Consider the following 16,376-nt stretch of genomic DNA (forward strand, 5'->3'; position numbering starts at 1 on the left):
CCCCGCGGCGAACATGGCGCGGCGTGCCCCGCGCACAGCAATATCAGGGTTGAAAAAAGTGTGCTTTCTGGAGCCCTGATGAGCTGCCGCGTGTTGATGGTTGACGACAACGAGAACGACCTGCTGTTCACCCGCATCGCCTTGCAGCGCTGCGGAGTCGACTACGAGGTTCGCACGTTCGAGCGGGCGCAAGAGGCGCTCAGCCTGCTGGCCACCGATCCCGCGCACGGCATCGACCTCATCCTGCTGGACATCAACATGCCCGTCATGAACGGTTTCGGCTTCCTGCGGGCCTTTGAAGCCTTGCCAGCCAGGCAGCGGGGTCACGCCGTGGTGGTGATGCTCTCGTCGTCGTCCGACCCGGCGGACCGCGCTCGCGCCGCGGGCCATGCCTGCGTCCGGGGATTCATGAATAAACCGTTGGACAAGGCGGCAGCCGCCCAACTGATCCATCTGGTCCGCGCACCATGACACCCGGCCAGACCAGCCGCCGATGGGCGCTGGCACTGTGGTGCGCCGGTGTGCTGCTCAGCGCCCTGCTCGCCGCACAGGTGCAGCGCGACAACCACCGGCTGTTGACGGAACACACCAGCGCCGCCGCCGATGCGTTGAGCGCGGCGATCCAGGAGCGCTTCAAGCTTTACGAGTACGGCTTGCGAGGTGCTCGCGGAGCGGTGGCCGCCAGCGGCGGAGACAGCGTCACGCGCGACCAGTTCAAGGCCTATGTGAACAGCCGTGAAACCCGGGAGTTTCCCGGCGCACGCGGCTTCGGCTTCATCCGGTGGGTACCGCGGGCCAACGAGGCCGCGTTCGTGGCCCGCGCACGCAGCGAGGGCGCTGCCGACTTCAGCATTCGCGAGCTGGCACCGCACGCGCACGACCGCTTCGTCATCCAGTACATCTATCCCGAGGACACCAACCAGGGCGCCACCGGTCTGGACATCGCCTCGGAGCCTAACCGCCACGCGGCCGCTCTGGCCGCCGCGCGTGAGGCTCAGGCCAGGCTCACCGCGCCGACCACCCTGGTGCAGGCCAGCGGGCAGGCGCGCCGTGGATTCCTGTTGCTGCTGCCGGTGTACCGCGACCTCCAGCCCAACCCGGCGCCGGCGGCCCGGGAGGCGGCCACGCTGGGCTGGACCTACGCGCCACTGCTGGTGGACGAGGTGCTGGCCGACGTGGCGCCCCAGCTGCGCACGGTGGCGATCTCTCTGACCGACGGTGCCGAGCAGGTGCCCTTTTTCGAATCACAAGATGCGTTCCGCTCGGACGTGGAGGTCGTTCGCCCGCTGGACGTGCAGGGCCGCCAGTGGGTGATGCGCGTTATCCCGCTGCCCGCTCTGATCGCTTCGGCCCGGACAGGCTCACCTGTCTCGACCCTGCTGGCGGGCGTGGCCCTGAGCAGCTTGCTGGCCGTGGTTCTGGCCTTGCTGCTGGAGCACCGCTGGCTCGCGCGCGAGCACACACCCCCGGCGGTGATGGGGCACTCTCGCGGCCAGCCCGTGCATCTGGCAGCGTTCCTGCGCAGCCGACTCGCCCTGCGCGCCGGCCTGGGTTTTGCCGTGGTGCTCGCGCTGCTGGTCACCAACGAGTACTTCCATCAGCTCAAGGCACAGCGCCAGCAAGCCGAACTGTCGCTGCAGGGCGCCGTGGACTCGGTGGCCCGCACCGCCGAAAGCAAGTACGCCGAGCGGCGGCGCAGCGTGCTGTTTCTGGCCAACACGCCACCGGTCAAGGGCCTGGTTCGGGCCCTGCAGCAAGGTGGTGTGGATGCGCAGGAGGTGTCCACCGCGGCGCTGTGGCAGCGTCGCATGGAGCAGATCTTCACCGCCTACCTGGCCGCCACGCCCGAGGTGTTCATGGTGCGCTTCGTTGGCGCCACCCATGAAGGTCAGGAAATCGTGCGGGTGGCTCGCCAAGACGGCCACATCGTCGTGGCACCGCCCGGGCACCTGCAACGCAAGGGCGACACGCCATACATGCGAGAGGCGCTGCGCCTGGGTGATGGCAATGTCTTCGTGTCGGAGGTGAACCTCAAACGGGAATACGGCCCGGTGGATCTGCCGCACCAACCCACCATCCGTTACGCCACGCCGGTGTATGACCCTCAGGGTCGGGTGTTTGGCGCGATCGTGATCAACGTGGATCTGACCGGGCGACTGGGTGTGCTGCCGGCCGGGGCGGGCCCCAGGCCAGAGATCTACGTGACCAATGCACAAGGGGATTTTGTGGCTCACCCCGATCCAGCGATGACCTTTGGCTTCAATCTGGGCCAGCGCCACCTGTGGACCGACAGTTTCAAGCCAGCCACGGCGCCTGATGCCCACAGCGGGGATCGTGTCACCTGGTGGACCGGCCCGGAAGGGCTGGTGATGGCCGCGCAAGCCAGCGTGATCGGAAACCCCGATTCATCCATCGGCATCCTGCACTACAGGGCCACCCGCCTGGAGAGCGATCTGAAAGCGGCGGCACGGGTCAGCGCGCGTGGGGGCGTGCTGCCCATGCTGGCCGCGGGCCTCGTGGGGGCATTCATGCTCTACCTGTACTGGGTGGGCGTGCAGCGCCGGTTTCAGGCGCGCGAGGATCGCCTGCAGCTCGCCGCCATCGTCGACCAGTCCCCCGATGCCATCGTGGGACTGGACACCGAGGGCCGTGTGACATCGTGGAACCGCGGCGCGCAGCGGCTCTTTGGCTACACCGCGAAGGAAGCCATCGGGCAGGGGCTGGACGCGCTCACCATGCCGCCGGGTCAACCGAGCGACGAGGTGCGGGCGATCGGTACCATGCCCAACCCGGGCGATGCGCCCCCGATGGAACTGTGGCGCCACACCAGCACCGGCCAGGCCGTGCTGGTGGCCATGACCCTCTTCCGACTGGAGGACGATGCAGGCGCGCCGATGGGCGCGTCGGTCATCGTGCGCGACATCACCTCAGAGCGCGCGGCGCAGCGCAAGGTGGTGGAGCTCAAGGAGGGTCTGGAGAGGCAAGTGATGGACCGCACCGCCGCCCTGGTCGAGGAGCACGAGCGGCTGGACAACATCCTGCGCGGCACCGACGCCGGCACCTGGGAATGGAACGTGCAGACCGGGGAGCTGCGCGTCAACGAGCGCTGGGCCAGCATCATCGGCTACCGCATCAACGAGCTTGAGCCGCTGTCCGTGGACCGGTGGTTTGAGCGACTTCACCCCGGCGATACAACGCTCACCCAAGGGATGCTGCAGGGACACTTCAGCGGCGCCTTCGACATGTACGAATGTGAGGTGCGCGCGCGCCACCGGGACGGTCACTGGGTCTGGGTGCTCGATCGTGGCCAGGTGCGCAGCTGGACCGCCGATGGACAGCCCGAGTGGATGTACGGCACACACCAGGACATCACCGCGAACAAGCAGGCGCAGGAGAACACCGCCCGCAGCGAGGCCTTGTTGCGCGGCGCGATCGACGCGGTCGACGAAGCTTTCGTGCTGTTTGATCCCGACGACCGGCTGGTCTTCTGCAATGAGAAGTACCGCCAGATTGCCCCCCGGGTGGCTCACCTCATGGTGCCGGGCAGTCGGTTCGAAGACATCCTGCGCGCCAGCGCCGCGCTGGGCGAACACCAGGGCACGAGTGGACATGAAGAGGACTGGGTGGCCGAGCGCATGGCGGCCCACCGCTCCGGCGACACCGAGTTGCTGCAGCAGCTCACCAATGGCCGCACGCTGCGCATGGTCGAGCGCCGCATGCCCGATGGTCACACGGTGGGTTTCCGCATCGACATCACCGACCTCGTGCAGGCCAAGGAACAGGCGCAGGAAGCCTCGCGCATCAAGGGCGAATTTCTGGCCAACATGAGCCACGAAATCCGCACGCCGCTCAACGCCATGATCGGCATGACCCACCTGCTGGGCGACACACCGCTCACCCCGTACCAGACGCAGCTGCTGTCGAAGTCGCGGGTGGCCAGCCGCTCGCTGCTGGGCCTGGTCAACGACGTGCTCGACCTGGCCAAGATCGAGGCCGGGGGCTTCGACCTGGACCTGAAGCCCTTCAGCCCACAAGACATGCTGGGCGAGATGGACGCGCTGTTCCGCCCCCAGGCCGAGGCCGCCGGCATCCGCTACCTGATCACGGTGGCACACGACGTGCCGCGCGTGCTGCTGGGCGACGCCCTGCGCGTGCGGCAGATCTTCACCAACCTCATTGGCAACGCGCTGAAATTCACGCAGGCGGGCAACGTGTGGGTGACGCTGGAAACCGTGTCGATGGACGACAGCCAGGTGCGCCTGCGCAGCACCGTGCGCGACACCGGCACCGGCATCGATGCCGACACCCAGTCCCGGCTGTTCACGCCGTTCACCCAGGCCGACACCTCCTCCACCCGCCGCTTCAGCGGCACCGGCCTGGGCCTGTCGATCGTGCGCAAGCTCACCGAGATGATGGGCGGCGAGGTGGGTTTGCGCAGCGAAGCCGGACGCGGCAGCGAGTTCTGGTTCGAGCTGGTGTTGCAGCGCCCTTCGGCCACCACGCTGCTGGCCCTGGGCACCGCCGCGCGCGACAACGGGGTGCGCCTGGAGGCACCGGGTCAGGCGCTGCGCCACCTCAACCTGCTGCTGGTGGACGACAGCGAGATCAACCTGGAGGTGGCCTCGGGCCTGCTCGCACGCGAAGGTGCCCGCGTGTGCCTGGCGCGCACCGGGCGCGAGGCCCTGGAGGCGATACGCGCCACACCCCAGGCCTTCGACGCGGTGCTGATGGACCTGCAGATGCCCGAGATGGACGGTCTGGAGGCCACGCGGCGCGTGCGCGGCGAGCTCGGCCTGATGAATCTGCCCGTGATTGCGCTGACGGCGGGCGCGCTCGCCGAAGAACGCCAGCACGCCATGGAGGCCGGCATGAGCGGCTTCCTCACCAAACCGCTGGACCCCGAGCGGCTGGTGCGCATGGTGCGCGAGTGCGTCGACCAGGCGAGCGCAAACCCATCCCATGTACCCGATCCACCGGACGTGCCCACGGCGGTTGCACCACCGGCCGGCGCCTGGCCGCAGATCCCCGGCCTGGACGGCGCGCTGGCCCATCAACGGTTGGGGGGCGACCTGGAGCTGTGGCTGAAGTCGCTCCAACGCCTGCAGGACGAGTTCGGCGACCTCGCGATGCGCGCCCTCACCCTGCCCGACGCCGGCACCGAGCGCCAGACACTCGCCGCGCGGCTGCACAAGCTGCGGGGCAGCGCCGGGACGCTGGGCGCCACCGAGCTGATGCAGCTCGCCCAGGCACTGGAGACCGGTCTGATCGACGACCGGCCCCCCGCGCAGCTCGACGCACGGTGGCGCGCGCTGCAGAACGCGCTGGAGGCCCTGCGCCGCCACAGCGAACCGGTGTTGAAGGCCGCTCGCAGCGCTGCACCGAGCAACCCGCCCGCGATGCCCTCAGAAGCTGCCGAGGCCGACCTCCCGCATTTTCTGGAGTTGCTGCAGCGCCAGGACCTCGACGCCCTGGCCTGGTGGAAGCTGCACGCCAGCGGGCTGAAGGTCCGCCTGGGCGCGGCCACCGTTGAACGCGTGGGACACTGGCTCGACGAGCTCGATTTCGCGAGTGCCAGTGCCGCCCTGACCGAGGAACTTCCGCCATGACCCGCCCCGCCACCGGGCTTGAGACCACCGCCGCGCCGCCGCTGCTGCCCGACATCCTGATCGTCGACGACGATCCGGGGATGGTGCAGGCGCTGGCGCGGGTGATCCGCCCGCTGGGGCGTCTGCGCTTTGCCACCCAGGGCCTGGATGCGCTGCGGCTGATGGCCGAGTCGCCACCCGACCTGGTGCTGCTCGATGCCCAGATGCCCGGCATGTCCGGCTTCGAGGTGCTGGAAGCCATCAAGGGCGACCCACTGCTGGCCGACATCCCGGTGATCTTCGTGACCAGCCACGCCGAAGCCACCTTCGAGCAGACCGGGCTGGAGAAGGGCGCGGCCGACTTCATTGCCAAACCGATCCGCCCGGCCATCGTGCAGGCGCGTGTGCGCACCCAGCTGCGGCTCAAGCAGGCCAACGATGCGCTCAAGCAGGTGGCCGCCACCGACCGCCTGAACCTGGCCGAGGCCCTGCTTGAACTGCGGGAGAGTCATGCCCAATTGCAGAAGACCGCCGAGGAACTGCAGCTCGCCAACGAAGGGCTGCTGCAGTTCGTGCGCATCTCGTCCCACGACCTGCGCGAGCCGCTGAACACGGTGGTGCAGTTCGTCGGGCTGGTGGAAGAAGACCACGCCGCCGACCTGCCCCCGGACACACGCCACTACCTCAAGCTGGTGCGCCACGCGGGCGAGCGCATGCGCACCATGCTCGACGATGTGGTGCGTTATGCGCGCCTGCAGCATGGCGAGACCGAGCCGCGCACACCGGTGGCGCTGGCGCCACTCATGGCCGAGGTCTGCGATGCCCTGGCTGCGCAGTTGGGCGCCACCGGCGCGCAGCTGCACATGGGCGATCTGCCGGTGGTCGCGGGTCACGCGAGCCTGCTCTCCCAGCTGTTCCAGAACCTGGTGACCAACGCGCTGAAGTTCATGCCGCCGGGCCGCGCGCCCCGCATCGAGATCACGGCCGAGACACACGCCGGCATGACCCTGATCACCGTGAAGGACAACGGAATCGGCATATCGCCTGAAGGCATGGACAAGCTGTTCCAGCCGTTTTCACGGCTGAACTTGCGGCGCGAATTCGAAGGCTCGGGGCTGGGACTGGCGATCAGCCGCCAGATCGCCGAGGCTCACGGCGGCACGATCACCGTGCGATCGAAACCGGGCGAAGGCTCGGCGTTCGAGGTGCGGCTGCCGCTGGCCTGAACCTGGAGCCGGCTTCAGGCGGCGCGATGGCGGCGCAGCGCGCCCGCGGCCAGCAAGCCCAGACCGAGCAAGGCCACCGTGCCGGGTTCGGGCACCTGGCCCACCGTCACGTTGTCGATGCCGAAGCCGTCCGCCGACGAGTTGGAGAAGATCGTGATGCCGGTGATGGCCGACGCCGAGGTGAAGGCCAGGTAGAACACGCGGCCGTTGCTCAAGCCACCGCCGAAGATGTCGTCGAAGCTGATCGTGCCGAGGTCGCTGTTGACCTCGAGGTCGTAGCGCCCTCCCGCATCGTTGGCATCGGTGAGGAAGAAGCCGATGCTGTTGACGTTGTCCAGCGGGCTGAAGGTGAAGATGCGCGCGTCGAAGCTGTCGAGCCACCGGGTGCCGCCCGGGGTGGTGTTGAAGCGGCCACCAAACGGCGAGTTCGTGCTGTTGAGGATGGCCGCACCCGCAGCGCAACCGCCCAGCTTGCCCACGCATGCACCACCCGAACCCGCCCAGTCCATGGAAAAGCTGCCCACGCTGGCCGACTCCAGCGGCTTGCCCTGGCTGCCGGCGACAAAGCCCTCGAAGGTCTCGGTGCTGCGGTGGGTGCCCAGCGAAGCCAGGAACGCCGTCTCTGCGGCACGGCTGGCCAACAGGCCTTCAGCACTGACGGTGAAGGTCACCGCAGCGGCCTGGGCGGCGCCCGCGAACAACAGGGCGCTGACCGCGCAAAGAGCGAAGGATTTGAACTGGCTGAACATGGCGACTTTCGGGAAATGACATGCGGATGGGTACTCTGCACCGTATGCAGCACCGATCGTGCCAGCCTTGCCCGAGCGCTCAGAAACAATAACTTACACGCGTTGACAATCTGAAACCTGTCAGGGTTGTCAATTATTCCGACAGTTCGAGGCAGTGCGGGATCTGGTCAATCCACCGTCCTGAACACCGCGCGCAAGGCCTCCAGCCGTGGCGGTTTGCTCAGCAGGTGGTCCACATGCGGCGGGCATTCGCCCTCTTCCTGCATGCGCCGACCCCAGCCCGTGAGCATCACCACCGGCGTGCCCTGCGACGCGGCCTTGACGGCGGCCGCCACGGAACGACCGTCGACCTCGGGCATGCCGAGGTCGGTGATGACCACGTCGAACGCCTGCGCCGACATCGCTGCCTTGAACGCCGCGATGCCCTCGCCTCCCCCGGCCGCCGTGCCCACCGTGTGCCCTTCGGCGGCCAGGGTGTCGGACAACGAACGCAGCAGCAAGGGATCGTCGTCCACCAGCAGGATCTTCAGCGCCCGGCGTTGATTGGGGGTGTGGATCGGCGTCGCCTCGTTCGGGGCGAGTTCACCGTGCGCGGCAAAGTCCAGGCGAATGGTGGTGCCCTCGCCCGGCGCGCTCTCGATGGTGATCTCCGCACCGTGGCGCTGCATGCTGCCATAGACCATGGCCAGCCCCAGCCCGGAGCCGCGTTGTCCCTTGGTGGTGAAGAACGGCTCCAGGCAACGCCGCTGCGTCTCGGTGTCCATACCGATGCCGGTGTCGATCACGTCCAGTTGCACACGGACCGCACCGTCGGCCAGCACAGCACGCCGTGTCCGCAAGGTGAGTGTGCCGCCCTCGGGCATGGCGTCCACCGCGTTGAGCACGAGGTTGGTCACCGCGTCGCGGATCTCGCCCTCCATGACGAAGACCGGTGACAACAGATCGCCCAGTTCGAGTGCGATGTCGATGGAGATACCCGCTTGCTGCGGCATGTCACGCCAGCGCGCGCGCGTGAGGTCGAGCACCTGCCTGACGAGCTGGTTGAGGTCCACCGCGCGGCTTCGAACACCGGCATCGCTGGGTCGGTAGAAATCGCGCATGCGCGCCACGGTCTCGGCCACGTCGTCGATGGCGATCTGCACCGTCAGCAGCTGGGCGCGCCCGCGCTCGCTCAATGCTGGTTCGTTGGCCAGCAGCGATTCTGTGTAGAGCACCACCGGTGAGATGGCGTTGTTGATATCGTGCGCGATGCCGCTGGCCATTTGCCCGAGAACGCGCAGCCTCTCCTGCTGCAGCACCACCTGTTGCGCCTCGTTGAGCTCGTCGTAGGCCTGCTGCAGCGAGCGGTGCAGCCGGGCCTGGCTGGCGGCCAGCGCCACGTGCTCGGCCAGTTGGCGCATGAACTCGCATTCCCCGCTGTCAAAGCCATGGCCCAGCGCGCGCGCAGCCACCAGCACGCCCAACACCTCGCCCTGCGCATGCAGGGGCGCAAACACCGCAGAGCCCAGGCCCGCGTGTGCCAGCCGCTGGAGCCAGGCAAACGGGGTGTCGGCCAGCACCGGCTCGTGCACCAGCTCGCCGCTCGCGCAGCGCGCCAGGCCGCTGCCCGTCAGGGACAACACATCACCCTCCCGCAGCCCGATCACCTGCCCACGCTCGAGGGCCTGCGCACTCAGGTGGGCGACGGTGAAGGCCTGGGTCGGCAGGTCGAACAGCAAGGCCGCCGAGAACACGGTCGAAAACCGGGATTCGATGTTGTCGCAGACCACGCGAAAGATGCGGTCGAGGTCGAGGCGTTCGTCGGTGGCGCGAACGATGTGGTTGAGCAGCTCGGTGCGCGAGAGCTGCAACTGCAACCGCGCCTCGGCTTCGACGCGCTCGGTCACTTCCTGCACGGTGCCGCCGATCGACACCATCGCACCGCTGGCGTCGCGCCGGGGTTCATCGATGTTTTCCTCGTACCAATGGATCTCTCCATCCGGTTGGACGCAACGGTACTTCCAGCTTCTGGAGGTACCGTCCCGAAGGCATTCGGTCATCGTCTGCAGGTAGTCGGCGCGGTCGTCCGGATGAATGCGGTCCAGGATCTGTTCGATGCTGGGCGGGCCGTTGGCGGGATCACGCCCCGTCAAGGCATAGAGGTTGGCCGACCACACCGCCGAATGGTCTTGCGCCATGCGGTCCCAACTGCCCATGCGGGCCAGCGATTGCGAGCGCGCCAGGCTGGCCTGCGAAGCCTGCACCGCCATCATCGCCTGCGCGCGCTGTTGCTCCAACGCCACCTGGTCGGTGATGTCCATCGCCACCACCAGCTGGGCATCACGACCGTTGTAGTTCAGGCTCTGGGAGGTGATGTCCACCGTGACTGGCACGCCGTTCTTGCGCAGATGCACCCAGGTACCCACGCGCTCACGGCCATCGGGCGACGCAACAGCAGCGCGTCCGCGCAGGCGGTGTTTTTCGCTCTCGGAGCGGATGTCGTCGATGGTGAGTGCGAGGAACTCCTCGCGGCTGTAGCCGTACTGTTCAATGGCCGCGTTGTTCACTTCAAGGAACGCGCGGGTGGCGCGGTCGAACACCCACATCGGGTGCGGATTGCCCAGGAACAGCAACTGAAAGCCCCCGCGCAGCCGGGCTTCCTTCTCCTCGGCCAGCTTGCGCTGGGTGATGTCACGCTCGGTCGCCACCCAATGGGTGAACCGGCCTGTGGCGTCGGCGATCGGAACCATGTCGAGCTCCAGCCAGAACTCGCTGCCGTCCTTGCGGTAGTTGATCAACTCCTCGCGAACCGGCTCCCCGCGCTCGATGCTGCGGCGGATGCGGTCCAGCGCATCGGGATCGGTCCTGGGGCCATGCAGCATGCTCGGGGTCTGTCCGATCGCCTCGACAGCGCTGTAACCGGTCAAGCGCTCGAACGCTTCGTTGACGTAACGGATGCGCGGACCGCCATCATCGATCGACTCGGCCCCCGTGATGAGCACGATGTCGTTGACCCGCGCCACGCACGTCTCCAGCAGCTTGAGCCGGTCCTCGCGTGCGTGCCGCTCCTGGGCTTTCTGCAACTGGTCCAGTGCCGCCGACAGGCTCTCGCCAATGGCAGACAGCAGTTGGCCCTCTTCCTCCATAAAGTACATCGGCTCATCGGCCATGAACACCAGCGCCAACGGCACCTGACCCTGTGGCGCGATGGGCACCACCGCCAACGCCTTGAAACCACGGTGCAACGCCGTGGCAGCCCAGCGGCCCATGCTGGAGTCGTTGGCAATGTCGTTGGACACCACCAGTTGCAAGGTGCGCAGCGCGGTGGGCACGGGCGAAGCGTAGGTGTCCACGTCCACCGATGCGCGGTTGAGCAGGTCGGTGTAGCCGTCGTCCGCGCCCGCGCTCAACAGCGCCGTCATGGTGCGCTTCAGCGGATCCATGCTGGCCACCCAGGCCATGCGCAGTTCACCCTGTTCCACCGCGATGTCGCACACGCGCTGGAGCAGGTTGTCCCTGGAGTCCGCCGAGACAATCGCCGCATTGATCTGGCTCTGCACCTGGTACATGCGGCGCAACCGGTGCTGCTCGGTGATGTCTTGCAAGGCGCCGGCGTACACCACCGGCTCGCCGGCTTCGTCACGCTCCAGGAAGGCGAAACTGTCGACCCAGCGCACGCCCCTGTCGGTGCGCACGATGCGGTATTGCTGGCGCAGCGGCTTGCCGCCCTGGAACAGGCTGTCGCGCTGGGCAACCACCCGATCCATGTCGTCGGGATGGATCATGTACTGGTACATCTCGGCAGTGACCGGCCCCATGGCTGGATCCAGCCCGAACAGTTCGTACGTGGTGTCGGAGGCGCTGTACAGCCGGGTCTTGAGATCGAGCTGGTAGAAGCCCACGCGGGCAATCTGCTGCGCCTTGACCAGTTGGGCCTGGTTTTTGGTGAGCTCGCGCAGCATGGCGTCCAGCGCGGTTTCCAGTTCAGCGAATTCGCGGCCCGTTGCACCCGGCAAAGGCCCGGCCAGCGGTTGGTTGTGCGCGGCCGCACGCATGCGCGCCAGCAGATGCGACACCGGGCGTGCGATGTGTTGCAGACCCAGTTGCCAGGCCAACACCAAGCCCACCAGCGCGGCCAGCGCCATCACGGCGAGTTGCCGTTGCAATTGGCGGGTGGTCGAGGCGAGCACGTCCTCGCGCTGTCCACCCGCGATGACGAACAGCCCTTCACCACCCAGGCCATCGATCGGAACGAACTCGTACAACCAGTCTGTACCCAGGGCATCGCGCAGATCCAGGCTGCCCGTCGTCCTGGCGGCAACGGCCGCTCGCAGACCGTCGTTGTCGAGGGTGGTGCCGATGCGATCCGGGCCGGGCCGGCTGGACGCGAGCAGTGTGCCCGTCGCATCGGTGATGTCCACGTGGATGGAACCCGGCAGAGGCAGGGATTGCAGCTTCTGCGCGGAGGGCAACAGATCCACCGTGGTGAAGGCCACGCCCACGAACGCATTGCCATAGTCGAACACCGGCATGCCGAAGCCGAGCTGGCGCTTGCCCGAGACACGCCCGACCAGGTATTCACCCATGGAAAACTTCCGTTCACGAACCGTGTTGCGGAAGTAGGCGCGGTCGGCCACGTTGATGGGCTGCGGCCCCACATTGGCCAGGCACTGGATGTCGCCCTGCAGATCGGCCACACCGATGTTGCCGTAACCCGGCGTGGCCGCCGAGACGTTGCGCAGGAACTCGTAGCAGAGCTGGCGCAGGTCGGTTCGGCGCACCGAAGGCCCGGCCGCCACGGTGGCCAGGATCTGCCGCACCCCTTCAATGAGTTGCTCCTGGTTGGCCGCGGCCAACACGCCCACCGCCCGGATTTCCTGGCGTCCGCGCTGCACCGCCTCCTGGCTGGTGCTGGTGTAGCCCACCCACAGCATGACCAGGCCCGGCAGGATCGCAATGATCACCAACATGAGCAGCAGGCTGCGGATTCCCCTCTTGTGACGCAAGGCGTGGCCCCTGTTGAATAACCAGAAATAAATCACCGATTGCCGCTGATCCGCATGCTCGCACAAACGCGGTAGGTGGTAGGGTATGCGTCAAGGCCTGATCGTGAAAAATCCCCACATGTGGCAATGACCTGTCACTGATCGACAACTGGCACCCCACCATGCCACACCGCAGTTCTGTCCAGCACCGTCCACGCCCGCGCTTGCTCGTGGTGGACGACGAAGCTCCCCAGCAACGCGCGCTCTGCGAAATCCTGGTTGACCAGGGCTATGAGGTCGTGGGCTGCACCGATCCGCTGGTGGCTTTGAACAAGCTCGAACAGTCCACCTTCGAGCTCCTGCTCACCGACCTGCAGATGCCGGGCATGGACGGCATCGAGTTGACCCGCCGGGCCCAGGCGGTGGCGCCCGACATGGTGATCGTGCTCATGACTGCGCACGGCAGCATCGGCAGCGTGGTGGACGCCATGAAGAATGGCGCCATTGACTACGTGCAGAAGCCCTTTCGCATCAGCGGCATCGTGCCCGCGGTTGAGCGCGCACTCGAGGTGCAGCGATTGCGGGTGAACAACCGTCGGCTCGAAGCCGAGGTGTCTCAACAGGTCAAGGAGCTGGTGGCCGTGAACCAGGAGCTCGACGCGTTTGCCGCCCGGCTCGCGCACGACCTGCGGGGACCTCTGGTCAACATGCGCAGCATCCTGGAGCTGACCTTGCAGGACTCGGGCGATCTGCTTGACGCGCAGCAGGCGGAGTTGGTGCGCCTGGGCGTGCAGTCGGGTGACCTGGCGTTGCGCATGGTGCGCGACCTGCTCGACTTCGCCCGCCTGGGCAACCAGCCACTCACCATGGGCCCGCTGCAACTGGACGATGTCCTGAAGGCGGCGCTGACCACCGTGCAATCGCCCAGTGCGCAGCGCGCCATTGAATGGAGCATCGGCCCGCTGCCGGCCATCAACGGGCATGCGGGCCTGTTGCAGCAAGCGTTCGTCAATCTGCTGGGCAACGCGATCAAGTACACCTCGGCGCGCGACGTGGCGCACATCAGCGTGACCGCCCAGGTGCTGCCCAATGGCGGCCATGAAATCGTGTTTGCCGACGACGGCGCGGGCTTCGACCCCAGGCAGGCGGACCAGCTCTTCAAGCCGTTTCGTCGCCTGCACACCGCCGAAGAGTTCGTGGGCGAGGGCATGGGCCTGGCCAATGTGCGGCGCATCGTTGAGCGCCACGGTGGCACGGTGATGGCGCGCGGGCGGCTGGGCGAAGGCGCCAGCTTCACGATCGTGCTGCCAGCAGCTTAGGGCGATGATGGGCGGCATGACGCCCCTCTTGAACGCCCGCCAAACCGCCGACGCCTTGCCCTACCCGGCACTGGCCGACGAGATCGAATCCTTGTTGCGCGACCCCGGTGTGGTGGTGCCGCCGCGCATCGTGCAGGCACTGGCCGGCGGTGGCAGCCTGTTCGTGATGCCCGCCGCCGATGCGCGCGTGGCCATCACCAAGCTCATCACCTTCATCCCCGACAACGCCTCGCGCAATCTGCCCGCGATCCAGGGCGACATCGTGGTGTTCGACGCCCTCACCGGCCAGCGCACCACCCTGCTCGATGGCCCGACCGTGACCGCCCGGCGCACGGCGGCGGTGTCCCTGCTGGCGGCACGGCTGCTGGCGCCGCGCACCGACGGGCCCCTGCTCATCGTGGGTGCGGGCGTGCAGGGCCGCGCGCACCTGGAAGCCTTTCACGCGGGGCTGGGTGTGCAAGAAGTGTGGGTGGCCTCACGCAGTGCGGCCAGCGCCGACGCACTGGTGATGCATGCGCGCGGCCTCGGCATGAGTGCACGCCGCGCGACGGATGTAGACGCCGCGCTGGCCGATTGCCCATTGGTGGTGAGCTGCACCTCGGCGCAGGCCGTGGCCCTGCGCGCGCGGCCGCGCACCGACGCCTTCGTGGCGGCGGTGGGCGCGTTCACGCCGCGCATGGTGGAGTGGGCGCCCGAGGTCTGCCGCTGGCTCGCCGCCGAAGGCCTGCTGGTGGTGGACACGCGCGATGCCGACCACGAGGCCGGCGACCTCTTGCAAGCCGGCATCGACGTGCCCGCACTGGCCACGCTGGCCGACGTGGTGCGCGAGCCGGCTGCGCACCGGCACGGCGGACCGGTGTTCTTCAAGAGCTGCGGCTGGGCGGGTTGGGACCTGGCCGCGGCGCGATGCGTGTCTGGAAGTCTGGCGCCTCAGCGGTAGGTCGCCAGGTGGATGCTGGTCTCGGTGCTCTGGATGCCCTTGACCAGCCGGATGCGCTCCAGCACCTGGGAGAGCTCGGTCATGGAACCTGCACTGAGCTCGGCCAGCAGGTCCCAGCGGCCGTTGGTGTCGTGCAGCGCGGCCACGCCGGGCTCGCCCAGCAGGCTGGCGATCACCGCGCGCGTCTGGTTGCCGTCCACCAGCACCCCCATCCAGGCGCGGATGCGCTCGGGCTCGGCGTCGGGCCGCAGGCGCACCGTGTAGCCCACGATCAGCTGCTGGTCTTCGAGCTTGCGGATGCGGTTCGTCACGGTGCCGCGCGAGACCTTGAGGCGGTGCGCCAACTCGGCCACGGTGGCGCGCGCGTTCTGGCGCAGTTGGGCAATCAGGGCTTGGTCAATGTCGTCCATGTTGATCATTTTGGCACTCAAGGCTGCCGTTTTGCTGCATTTCTTCTGTTTTTGACAGATTTTTGCCGATTCACATTGCCACGCGGCTGCGGGACACTGCTGTTCATGACTTCGAGCAACACCATGAACCCCGCACACACCCTCTTTCTGAGCGCCCCCGCCGCCGCCGACCTCATCAACCGCCACGGCATCCCGCAGACCCTGCGCGGCATGCGCGACGCCATCGCTGAAGACTTCGCGCGCTGGGCCGATTTCGACAAATCGGCCCGCGTGGCCAATCACAGCGCCAACGGCGTGATCGAGCTCATGCCGATCGCCGACGACACGCTCTACAGCTTCAAATACGTCAACGGCCACCCGAAAAACACCCGCCTGGGCCTGTCCACCGTGATGGCCTTCGGCGTGCTGGCCGACGTGGCCACCGGTACCCCGCTGCTGCTGTCCGAACTCACACTCACCACCGCGCTGCGCACTGCGGCCACCTCGGCCATGGCCGCCCAGACGCTGGCCCGCCCCGACAGCCGCGTCATGGCCCTCATCGGCAACGGCGCGCAGAGCGAATTCCAGGCACTGGCCTTCCAGCACCTGGTGGGCATCACCACGCTGCGCGTGTTCGACGTGGACCGCGAGGCCACCGCCAAGCTGGTGGCCAACCTGGCCGGCAGCGGCCTGGCCATCGTGGTGTGCGACAGCACTGCAGAGGCTGTGCGCGGTGCCGACATCGTCACCACCATCACCGCCGACAAGACCAACGCCACCATCATCACACCCGGGATGCTCGAGCCCGGCATGCACATCAACGGTGTGGGCGGCGACTGCCCCGGCAAAACCGAGCTGCACGCCGAGGTGTTGCAGCGTGCCAGTGTGTTCGTGGAGTACACGCCGCAGACGCGGGTCGAAGGCGACATCCAGCAGATGCCAGCCGATTTCGCCGTGACCGAACTGCACGATGTGTTGGCCGGCCGCCAGAGCGGACGCACCCACGCCGAGCAGATCACCGTGTTCGACTCGGTGGGCTTCGCGCTGGAGGACTACTCCGCCCTGCGCTTCATGCACGCCCTGGCGATAGCCCAAGGCATGGGCACCACTGTCTCGCTGATCCCCGATCTGGCGGACCCGAAGAACCTGTTTGGCGCGCTGCGCCCTCAGGTGGCTGCGGCTGCGCTGCGACTGGTGGCCTGAG

The 16,376-nt window shown here is 67.5% G+C and carries 9 protein-coding genes; 6 read left to right on the forward strand and 3 right to left on the reverse strand.

Features of this window, described 5'->3' with window-relative positions; translation table 11 throughout:
* The first annotated feature begins 78 nt into the window (after positions 1 to 78).
* From IV113_RS12030 to IV113_RS12040, 3 genes are read left to right on the forward strand one after another with little or no spacing between them, the layout of a single operon-like run.
* Complete coding sequence (locus IV113_RS12030; RefSeq protein ID WP_291085053.1) at positions 79 to 471, forward strand: response regulator; 393 nt, start codon at positions 79 to 81, stop codon at positions 469 to 471.
* Complete coding sequence (locus IV113_RS12035; RefSeq protein WP_291085054.1) at positions 468 to 5,606, forward strand: CHASE domain-containing protein; 5,139 nt, start codon at positions 468 to 470, stop codon at positions 5,604 to 5,606. Before IV113_RS12030 ends, IV113_RS12035 begins: the two co-directional genes overlap by 4 nt.
* Positions 5,603 to 6,811 carry a hybrid sensor histidine kinase/response regulator gene (locus IV113_RS12040; RefSeq protein WP_291085055.1) on the forward strand — a complete coding sequence of 403 codons (1,209 nt, stop codon included), beginning with the start codon at positions 5,603 to 5,605 and terminating at the stop codon, positions 6,809 to 6,811. The genes IV113_RS12035 and IV113_RS12040 overlap by 4 nt, the downstream gene beginning before the upstream one ends.
* A gap of 14 nt (positions 6,812 to 6,825) precedes the next feature.
* Here IV113_RS12040 and IV113_RS12045 read toward each other — a convergent pair whose 3' ends face one another.
* Positions 6,826 to 7,560: a PEP-CTERM sorting domain-containing protein gene (locus tag IV113_RS12045; RefSeq protein ID WP_291085056.1), complete on the reverse strand. Its 735-nt coding sequence runs from the start codon at positions 7,558 to 7,560 to the stop codon at positions 6,826 to 6,828.
* A gap of 167 nt (positions 7,561 to 7,727) precedes the next feature.
* A complete protein-coding gene (locus IV113_RS12050; RefSeq protein WP_291085057.1) occupies positions 7,728 to 12,545 on the reverse strand; it encodes a PAS domain S-box protein in 4,818 nt (1,605 codons plus the stop codon).
* Between the two features lie 161 nt (positions 12,546 to 12,706).
* Here IV113_RS12050 and IV113_RS12055 point away from each other — a divergent pair, with 161 nt between their 5' ends.
* Both IV113_RS12055 and IV113_RS12060 read left to right on the forward strand, forming a co-directional pair.
* The gene (locus tag IV113_RS12055; RefSeq protein WP_291085058.1) at positions 12,707 to 13,843 is read left to right on the forward strand and encodes a response regulator; all 1,137 of its coding nucleotides are present in this window, start codon (positions 12,707 to 12,709) and stop codon (positions 13,841 to 13,843) included.
* Positions 13,844 to 13,859: 16 nt separating this feature from the next.
* Positions 13,860 to 14,783 carry a delta(1)-pyrroline-2-carboxylate reductase family protein gene (locus IV113_RS12060; RefSeq protein ID WP_291085059.1) on the forward strand — a complete coding sequence of 308 codons (924 nt, stop codon included), beginning with the start codon at positions 13,860 to 13,862 and terminating at the stop codon, positions 14,781 to 14,783.
* Here the strand turns inward: IV113_RS12060 and IV113_RS12065 are convergent.
* Positions 14,774 to 15,193 carry an Lrp/AsnC family transcriptional regulator gene (locus tag IV113_RS12065; protein WP_291085061.1) on the reverse strand — a complete coding sequence of 140 codons (420 nt, stop codon included), beginning with the start codon at positions 15,191 to 15,193 and terminating at the stop codon, positions 14,774 to 14,776. The genes IV113_RS12060 and IV113_RS12065 overlap by 10 nt on opposite strands.
* A 123-nt stretch (positions 15,194 to 15,316) precedes the next feature.
* On the opposite strand from IV113_RS12065, the gene IV113_RS12070 reads away from it, so the two are divergent.
* Positions 15,317 to 16,375: an ornithine cyclodeaminase gene (locus tag IV113_RS12070; protein WP_291085063.1), complete on the forward strand. Its 1,059-nt coding sequence runs from the start codon at positions 15,317 to 15,319 to the stop codon at positions 16,373 to 16,375.
* The last annotated feature ends 1 nt before the right edge of the window (position 16,376 follow it).

Origin of the sequence: Hydrogenophaga sp. (genome assembly GCF_018780385.1) — a bacterium.
In the GTDB taxonomy this organism is placed as follows: Bacteria; Pseudomonadota; Gammaproteobacteria; order Burkholderiales; family Burkholderiaceae_C; genus Hydrogenophaga.

Bases quoted from the DNA above. Each gene is read 5' to 3' on its own strand.
- IV113_RS12055 (WP_291085058.1), top strand. From the start codon at position 12,707: ATGCCACACCGCAGTTCTGTCCAGCACCGTCCACGCCCGCGCTTGCTC.
- IV113_RS12070 (WP_291085063.1), top strand. From the start codon at position 15,317: ATGAACCCCGCACACACCCTCTTTCTGAGCGCCCCCGCCGCCGCCGAC.
- IV113_RS12040 (WP_291085055.1), top strand. From the start codon at position 5,603: ATGACCCGCCCCGCCACCGGGCTTGAGACCACCGCCGCGCCGCCGCTG.
- IV113_RS12060 (WP_291085059.1), top strand. From the start codon at position 13,860: ATGACGCCCCTCTTGAACGCCCGCCAAACCGCCGACGCCTTGCCCTAC.
- IV113_RS12030 (WP_291085053.1), top strand. From the start codon at position 79: ATGAGCTGCCGCGTGTTGATGGTTGACGACAACGAGAACGACCTGCTG.
- IV113_RS12035 (WP_291085054.1), top strand. From the start codon at position 468: ATGACACCCGGCCAGACCAGCCGCCGATGGGCGCTGGCACTGTGGTGC.
- IV113_RS12065 (WP_291085061.1), bottom strand. From the start codon at position 15,193: ATGGACGACATTGACCAAGCCCTGATTGCCCAACTGCGCCAGAACGCG.
- IV113_RS12045 (WP_291085056.1), bottom strand. From the start codon at position 7,560: ATGTTCAGCCAGTTCAAATCCTTCGCTCTTTGCGCGGTCAGCGCCCTG.